General features: G+C 43.0%; 9 protein-coding genes. 5 read left to right on the top strand and 4 right to left on the bottom strand.

The genetic code is table 11. The features are described 5' to 3' along the window. Positions 1 to 43 precede the first annotated feature (43 nt). A complete protein-coding gene (locus tag B3V51_RS10830; RefSeq protein ID WP_212564194.1) occupies positions 44 to 949 on the bottom strand; it encodes a LysR family transcriptional regulator in 906 nt (301 codons plus the stop codon). Positions 950 to 1108: 159 nt separating this feature from the next. On the opposite strand from B3V51_RS10830, the gene B3V51_RS10825 reads away from it, so the two are divergent. The 3 genes from B3V51_RS10825 (at position 1109) to B3V51_RS10815 (ending at position 3662) form a co-directional block, all read left to right on the top strand. Further along, positions 1109 to 1822: a pirin family protein gene (locus tag B3V51_RS10825; protein WP_212564195.1), complete on the top strand. Its 714-nt coding sequence runs from the start codon at positions 1109 to 1111 to the stop codon at positions 1820 to 1822. A 67-nt stretch (positions 1823 to 1889) separates the two neighbouring features. Next, complete coding sequence (locus B3V51_RS10820) at positions 1890 to 2843, top strand: pirin family protein (protein WP_212564196.1); 954 nt, start codon at positions 1890 to 1892, stop codon at positions 2841 to 2843. 207 nt (positions 2844 to 3050) lie between these two features. Beyond that, positions 3051 to 3662 (top strand): nitroreductase family protein, encoded by a 612-nt coding sequence (locus B3V51_RS10815; RefSeq protein ID WP_212564197.1) that lies wholly within the window; start codon positions 3051 to 3053, stop codon positions 3660 to 3662. 160 nt (positions 3663 to 3822) lie between these two features. On the opposite strand, the gene B3V51_RS10810 is transcribed toward B3V51_RS10815, so the two are convergent. The 3 genes from B3V51_RS10810 to nadR all read right to left on the bottom strand — a co-directional run bounded on the left by B3V51_RS10810 (position 3823) and on the right by nadR (position 6375). Then, positions 3823 to 4257, bottom strand: a complete 435-nt coding sequence (locus B3V51_RS10810; protein ID WP_212564198.1) for a DUF962 domain-containing protein — start codon at positions 4255 to 4257, stop codon at positions 3823 to 3825. A gap of 212 nt (positions 4258 to 4469) precedes the next feature. Continuing rightward, complete coding sequence (gene pnuC, locus B3V51_RS10805; protein WP_058025041.1) at positions 4470 to 5201, bottom strand: nicotinamide riboside transporter PnuC; 732 nt, start codon at positions 5199 to 5201, stop codon at positions 4470 to 4472. A 115-nt stretch (positions 5202 to 5316) separates the two neighbouring features. Then, positions 5317 to 6375 (bottom strand): multifunctional transcriptional regulator/nicotinamide-nucleotide adenylyltransferase/ribosylnicotinamide kinase NadR, encoded by a 1059-nt coding sequence (gene nadR / locus B3V51_RS10800; RefSeq protein WP_212564199.1) that lies wholly within the window; start codon positions 6373 to 6375, stop codon positions 5317 to 5319. A 581-nt stretch (positions 6376 to 6956) separates the two neighbouring features. Between nadR and B3V51_RS10795 the strand changes: the two genes are divergently transcribed. Further along, positions 6957 to 7169, top strand: coding sequence for a PspC domain-containing protein (locus B3V51_RS10795; RefSeq protein WP_071003026.1), 213 nt, complete (start codon positions 6957 to 6959; stop codon positions 7167 to 7169). Between the two features lie 400 nt (positions 7170 to 7569). Beyond that, positions 7570 to 7717 (top strand): glycine--tRNA ligase subunit alpha (locus B3V51_RS10790; protein ID WP_286708413.1); only part of this gene is annotated, 148 nt, incomplete at its 3' end.

Genomic DNA, 7717 nt, shown 5'->3' with positions numbered 1-7717 from the left:
GTCGAATGTTCAACACGCCCTAACCTTGCTTAATCAAATCTTATCAAAAATCATCCCAATACGGATGATCACCAAAGCGCTCAGCAATGAAGTCAATCAAATAACGACAACGCTGCGATAAAAACCGATTTTTTGGATAGACGGCATAAGCGTTTAGTATTGGCAATTGATACTGCTGCAAAATCGGTACAAGCTCGCCACGTGCCAGCTTTTTATAAGCGATGAAAGTTGGAATGACGGTAATGCCATGTCCTTTTACTGCCAAATCCGTTAAAAACTCACCATTGGTGGCTTTAATTTTGGCGTTCATCGCGTGATAATGTTTTTTTCCTTGGGCGTCAATCAGCTCTATATTGTTTGTTTGACCAAGACTGTATTGCAAAAACTCATGCTCCTCCAAATCTTCTAATGTATCAGGTGTGCCCATTTTTTTTAAATAGTCGGGGCTGGCGCAGATGACGCAACGAATCCGTGCCAGCGGCTTTGCTTGATAACTAGAATCTCGTAGCTCTCTGATTCGAATAGCCAGCTCATATCCTTCTTCAATCAGATCAACATGCCGATCAGAAAAATCCAATTCAAACTTCAGGTTTGGATGCTGATTGGCGTATTCATCAATCACATCAGTCAGATGCATAAGACCAAACGATAATGGCGCGGTCATCTTTAGCGTACCCCCAATGCGCGTTGGCGTATCATTGGTAGTCTCGTTCAAGGCATCAACCGCGTTTAAGATACTGTTGACCTGCTGATAATACTGCTCACCTGCTTGTGTCAAGTGAGAGTGGCGCGTCGTACGGCTGATCAACTGAGTGCCTAGGCGTGCCTCCAAGTCTTTTAGGCGGCGGCTGACGGCTGACTTTGCAATATTTAATTGTTCGGCGGCTTTAGTGATGCTGCCTGCCTCGACAATGCGTACAAACATTGCCATGTCTTCTAACTGTCCCATTATCGATGCCTCATTATTGTTCTAATAAAAAGAATAGTTATTTGCACTTATGTCTGTTTATCTCTATATAGTCAACAATTATAATAGATACATTGTTCAATCACGTGAATTAATAACAAATATATAGATAATAAACGTATGGACAGTTAAGGATAAATAATGAAAACGATCTATCATGCAGCAGACTCCCGCGGCGATGCCAATCACGGCTGGCTAAAAAGCCGTCATACCTTTAGTTTTGCCAATTACTATAATCCTGAGCGTATGGGCTTCGGGGTGTTACGTGTCATCAATGATGATTTTGTCATTGGTGGTCAAGGGTTCGGCAAGCACTCGCACCGTGATATGGAAATTATCAGCATTCCTCTAGCTGGCAAACTTGCGCATGGCGATAGCATCGGTAATGAGGGCATGATTGAGACGGGTGAGATCCAAGTCATGTCAGCGGGCACAGGCATCACTCATAGTGAAATGAATGGCAGTCGTGAAGAAGCTGTGAGATTTTTACAGATCTGGGTCATGCCAAATAAAATGAGTGTTGCTCCTCGCTATCAGCAAGTGCACATGGGAACCATCATGACGCCCAATGAATTCAATCAGGTTCTATCACCAAATGCAGATGATGCAGGGGTTTGGATTCATCAAGATGCTTGGTTCAGTATGGGAGAGTTTGATGAAGGCGTGACGCAGACCTACCAACTAAACAATCCTAATAATGGTGTTTATATTTTTGTGATTGCAGGAACAGTCGTGATAGACGGTAACATTTTGTCTACTCGAGATGGCCTTGGGGTTTGGGATACTAAGGACGTCACTATGGAAGTGAAAGAGGCGGCAACAGTATTAGTGATGGAAGTGCCGCTTTCTATGTAGATCACGGATGAGCGCCGTAGCATCGTTCGTTCGCTCGACTAACCGCATACAGATCAAGAGGTGCCACATGACGATTAGAACTCTAGAGCCACGATCAACGGAGGTTGGTGGTGTTCCTATCGCACGGCTATTACCCAATAAAGGCAAACAACCGATTGGCGCATGGTGCTTTTTGGATCACGCAGGGCCAGCTGAGTTTACTCAAGATGATTTAGGGGTTCAAGTTGGTCGCCACCCCCATACCAATCTACAGACGTTTAGCTGGATGATTGATGGTGAGATTTTACATAAGGACAGCTTGGGTAGCGAGCAAGTCATTGCCAAAAACCAAGTCAACCTCATGACCGCAGGTACTGGGCTGATGCAAGGTATTAGCCACACAGAACAAAGCGTTTTTTTGGACAATGCTGACTCAGATGTTGCTCACTCAAGCGTCGCTGCACGTAGTATCAATATGATACAGCTATGGATAGCTTTACCCACTGACCAGCAGATTGAACGCAGTTTTCATCATTACCCAGAGCTGCCAGCATGGACTGAGGGCAACGTCGAGCTGATTCTGACCACGGGTAGTTATCAATCAGCATCTGGTGAGCACCATCAAGCGCCAACGTTGCAGTACTCAAAGATAGTTGGTATCGATGTACATTTTTTAGAAGATGGAGACGTCACGCTGAATTTGGAGGCGAGCTTTGAGTACGGTATTTTAGTGGTTGTCGGTGCGCTAGAGTCTGAAGGTCAAGTATACAAGAAAGACCAGTTATTACGTTTTCATCGTACAGACGTTTCTAACGATACAACGATAACGCTGGTCGCAAACAAGGGCACACGTTTGATGTTCATTGGTGGGGAGCCTCTAAGCAACCAAGTATTACTGTGGTGGAATTTTGTCGCTGACAACAAAGAGGAGCTCAAGCAATCGGTCATTGATTGGAACAATGGTCATGAGCGTTTTGGTGAAGTGGATTCTAATATGCAGCGTCTGGTGGCACCAGAACTACCCAAAGGCTTCAAAGGCTAATTATCAACACGAAAAATTTATTAATCTATTTTTCAAAGGTAATCATCATCGTTAAGTTTTTTTACAAAAAATACATGGGGTTTCAGGTAAATTGTTCCGATAATAGCCCACATAAATAAACTGTTTTATAACGACTTGTTGATCACAAGATCGACAAGGTCTATCAACCCAGAGCAAATCATTCCTACAACAATATGGAGAAGTACCATGTCAGAACTAAAAGGCTTACAGCAATTAGCAGAAAAGCGCCGTTCTATCTACGCACTTAGCGACCAACTGCCAGTATCGAATGATGAAGTCGTCAAGGTAGTTGAGCATGCAATATTGCATACGCCATCATCATTCAACTCACAATCCACACGTGTCGTTGTATTGTTCGGTGATGAGCACCGCAAACTGTGGGATATGACTGAAGAGACCTTACGCGTCATCGTCGGTGACGAAGAAGCGTTTAAATCTACTAAAGACAAAATTGCTGGGTTTAGAGCGGGTGCTGGCACCGTACTATTCTTTGAAGACCAAGCAGTGATAAGAGGCATGCAAGAAGCGGCGCCTTTATATGCTGATAATTTCCCAATTTGGGCAACTCAGACCAACGCGATGCATCAGTACGTCATCTGGACGGCGCTAGCAAGCATTGATGTCGGTGCAAACTTGCAGCATTACAATCCAGTGATCGATCAAAAAGTCGCGAGCACTTGGAACATCGATGCAGATTGGGAACTAAAAGCGCAACTGGTATTTGGTAAGATTGAGCAGCCAGCAGGTGATAAAGAATTCAAGCCACTTGATGAGCGTATGAAAGTGTTTGGTGCTTAAGATAAGTAGCCTATTGCTTTATTTTAGGAAGTATCCTAAATAAAATATATGCCACATAAAAAACGCCACCCAAGCATCGGGTGGCGTTTTTTTATGAATAAAGGGTAAAGACAGCAAAGCTACATTGGATATTTGCAGAACTGATGCGACAATTTAATGATTATTTACGTTGCATCAAACTGTTGGCGACCCATGCTGGACCGATTAATAAAAACTGTAAATCTTTAAAAAACGAGGGTTTTTTGCCTTCGATTTTATGACCAATAAACTGACCAATCCAAGCAACAACAAATACTGCCGCCCACGCTTTGAATCCCCATGGCATAGCCGCCATAACCGACAGACAAATCAGAATAAACAGCCCCATTGCCAAAAATAGCGGGGTCGATAAGCGTATATAAAATAATAAGACTAATGCGCTCAGTACGAGAGTAAACCATACAGACAGCGACATTCCCATCCCCAACAAACTCACAAAAATCGTCGGCACACATAGCCAATGGATTTTCTTATTAATCAGGTTTTGGTGACTGACCGCATACTCACTGAGCCACTGCTCAAGCGTGCGTTTGGACATTTTGGGTTGACGAGACATACTAACCTCCTTGTTAGTAAATGAAATAAGACGCTGACATGCGCTATCAATTTAAATATTAACATGCGCAATTAGTACCAGTTGTAGCACTAATTGCGCGTGTCCACCATGTTATCTGTTAGACGGCACAGTCAATTTCGCTCGTATTGCCAATGCGATATTGGTAAGACTTATCTCAATATCTCAAACGCTTTTTTCTACAGATGTTGCTATTAACCTCGTTCGCTGCGATGCCACTCATAGAGACCGACAAAGGCGTTTACCTGATACACCATCGTCTGAATCGCAAAAATATAGTTGCCAGACATGAGATTGACGATCAGCCAGACAAAGTTGACGATGATCCATAACCACCAGTTAAAGGAATAACGCAGGATCATGGCAGCTTGCGCGGTAATAGACAGCACAAAGGCAATGACGTTGATCCAAAAGAAAGAGATGAATCCCAAAAACAGACTATTATCATCCTCGACGACCGCATAACCGTAGCTCGCCAGTAGATCATTGACGGTTGGGAAAAGGGCAAGACCGATGATGATAAATGCGGCAGTGATCAACCACACCGCTTTACTCGCTGATTTTGGTATCATGTCGCCATCAGGGTCGGTGTGCTTTGACCAATAAAAAATGCCATAGACATGAGTGAAAAAGTTAAATAGGGGCGCGAGCATCAGACCCACGGCGCCAGATGTAGCCTGTACAATGACTTCTCCTGCGGTTGCGCCCATACCAAAACCATTGCCCATGACGTTTTTTCGAAAAGATAGTGACACCACACAAATCAGACCAATAAACGAGACAGCCAAGTAAAACCAATCAAGCGTGGTATGGTCGGTTGTGAGCCAAAAACCTGCGGATAAGGCAATCACACCGCAAATAAACCAAACGATAATCCATTGCATCGACCATTTTCCGGTGATGTTATCCAGCAGCTGAATACGCATAAATTTTTCCTCTAAAATTGATACTGATTTTAATATAGTGCTAACGACAACATAATGTTAACTGCAACGCGCTAGCTGAATAAATGATGATAAATAGGGCACTCTTTGATGCCTCTTATAATGTTTTGCCATAGATATGCTGATCGATAAATTGCAGTACTTGCTGATAACGAGCATCGTAATCGGGCTGGTCAATCATATACGGCGCGATATCGTGACGAGCAAAAATATCTAGCAAGCGCTGCTCGAACCGTCCACGTGCTTCAGGCGTACCTAAAGAGCGCATGCCGTCATCAACCCATGGCGTATTGTTATCGAGCATGATGGTGTGGTCTAAGCGAAACTCATCAACGCAAGCAGCGACAAAAGGATGCGTGCGACCTTCGTACTCTTCACAAAACGCTTGTGTGGTCACAAAATCCGTATCAACGATCGTAACCGGAGCCGTTGCATTGGCTTTAGCATCGCGTATCGCTTGCGCATGATCCAGACAAATAGGGGCGTAATCGCTGTACTGTAGCCCAACTTCGCTACCGCCCAAATCTGTGCCCACATACAGACGGCCCATCTCCAGCGCAAAGCTGGCACCATAGTAATTAGCCAGCTTATGCACCAGTGTTGTCTTGCCAGAGCTTTCGCCGCCGACGATCGCAACGGTCTTGGTATAGTTAGCGCGTGCCTCTGGATGGATTGCTGACCAATGGGCGACTGGGTCGCGAGCAATGGCGTACGAGTCGAACTCAGGCTGTAGCGTAGTAGTGACCACTTGTAGGATAAGTTGCTCTTGTACATCACTCTGCGTCAGTGGGTGGTTCTCCGCCATAAACAATGCTGTCTCTGCAGGGAGTGCTAATGCCTTTATCAAGCGCTGCAATTTAGCATTACTAGTCGCCACATCGATCCTGACATTTTCGCTACTATCATAAAGATGCTCATGAAGCGGTAACTCGATCTCATCAGTAGTATGAATATGAATAAATGGCAAATCCGCACAGGCCATCTGTAGCCAACGCGCTTTGTCTTGTAAGGTGATCGTAAAATCTGGATGCGGTGATGGATGCGTTATAATGACGATATGCAGGGTCTTTGCTTGTCCTGCTGCTTCTAATATGCTGCGCATTTGCCCCAAATGTAAGGGCTCAAAGTGTCCAATCATCAATCCGTTGTCGTACATAGCCATCCTTATTCTGTTTTGGGCTTATATTTGTTTCAGATTTAAGGATAAATTCTCTAAAACCTGAGTTACTTATGAGCATGGTATAAAGGTTTTGGAGGATTTACAGGTAGGTTATTGTAAATCTGACTTATATTTGACTCTTACGCAGATTATTATGTTTTTCATCAGCGGTTTTTGTGTGAATCTAAAAATAAAAAGCGAGTGATGATTTTTTGACAATTGAAGATTTGAGCATTTATTACCACTATCAAGTTGCTATCAAAACACCACTTATCTCTTTGATTCATTTAAAAAATAATGAACTGTGTAAATAGCTAAAGCAAGGTTTTAGCAACAAAGTAAATTCTGAAACATTTTGAAATAACTATTTAAAATCAGGGGCTTGCGTGGTGATATGACAGGTTAGGGCAAGCTTACGTATCATAAACTCACAAAGTACGTCTATACCTTCAACAGATAAATTCTCAAGAATTGATATACTTATTTATAAGTTGGCAAGGCAAGGTAGCCTTGAGACTAAAAAAGCAAGAAAAAATAAAAAATACATTATAAAAATAGATAACAGAGAGGTATTTAGTTTGGCTAAGTTAGCAAAATTACATCGCTCACAAAATAATCGCATGATAGCGGGCGTGATGGGCGGTATTGCAGAATATGTCGGCTGGTCACCTACGTGGGTCAGATTACTATTTGTAATTGTCTCGTCGCTAAGCGCTGCTGTACCGGGTATTTTGATCTATATCGTATTATGGATAGTCATGCCAAAAGCCAATAGCGATTCCTATCAGTAACCAAGCTTGATATTTAGGCATTAATACCCGTTAAAAGAAATAAATCTGTACCACAAGCAGTTGTCCAACAAGCAGTCTCCAAAAATAAAAAGCCTGAATCATCAGGATGCCCAAGATACAATTTTCCTCCTGCCCGAATGCTCACGCATTTGGGTATTTTTTTGTTTTCAATATTAGTCGCCGGTCAGGCGTTTTTTATGATGGTTCGGTCGTAAATCAGGGATATAGTCGCGTGTTTTTATCGACAACGCAAATTTAGTTAACGTAAATATGGATAAAATAGTCAATTTTTAGTAAGGTGAGCAGGCAAATAGCGTCGTTGCCAAATAGGTGATGAGTGCTATCAGAGATTTATTTAATCATACCCATTTCACAGTGACTTACTATGAAAACCCAAACTATGACATCTGAAGCGACAACCCCGATGACACAAGACCAAACTCCTCAACCGATGACTTTTCAGGACTTAATCCTAACCTTACAGAATTATTGGGCTGACAAAGGCTGCGTGGTATTGCAACCTTACGATATGGAAGTCGGCGCGGGCA

It is taken from the genome of Psychrobacter sp. UBA2514, from assembly GCF_002341255.1.
GTDB classification, from domain to species: Bacteria; Pseudomonadota; Gammaproteobacteria; order Pseudomonadales; family Moraxellaceae; genus Psychrobacter; species Psychrobacter pacificensis.
The sequence above is the reverse complement of the archived record's forward strand: the minus strand, read 5'-3'. Positions and strand labels throughout refer to the sequence as shown.

Bases quoted from the DNA above. Each gene is read 5' to 3' on its own strand.
- B3V51_RS10815 (WP_212564197.1), top strand. From the start codon at position 3,051: ATGTCAGAACTAAAAGGCTTACAGCAATTAGCAGAAAAGCGCCGTTCT.
- B3V51_RS10820 (WP_212564196.1), top strand. From the start codon at position 1,890: ATGACGATTAGAACTCTAGAGCCACGATCAACGGAGGTTGGTGGTGTT.
- pnuC (WP_058025041.1), bottom strand. From the start codon at position 5,201: ATGCGTATTCAGCTGCTGGATAACATCACCGGAAAATGGTCGATGCAA.
- B3V51_RS10830 (WP_212564194.1), bottom strand. From the start codon at position 949: ATGGGACAGTTAGAAGACATGGCAATGTTTGTACGCATTGTCGAGGCA.
- B3V51_RS10810 (WP_212564198.1), bottom strand. From the start codon at position 4,257: ATGTCTCGTCAACCCAAAATGTCCAAACGCACGCTTGAGCAGTGGCTC.
- B3V51_RS10825 (WP_212564195.1), top strand. From the start codon at position 1,109: ATGAAAACGATCTATCATGCAGCAGACTCCCGCGGCGATGCCAATCAC.
- nadR (WP_212564199.1), bottom strand. From the start codon at position 6,375: ATGTACGACAACGGATTGATGATTGGACACTTTGAGCCCTTACATTTG.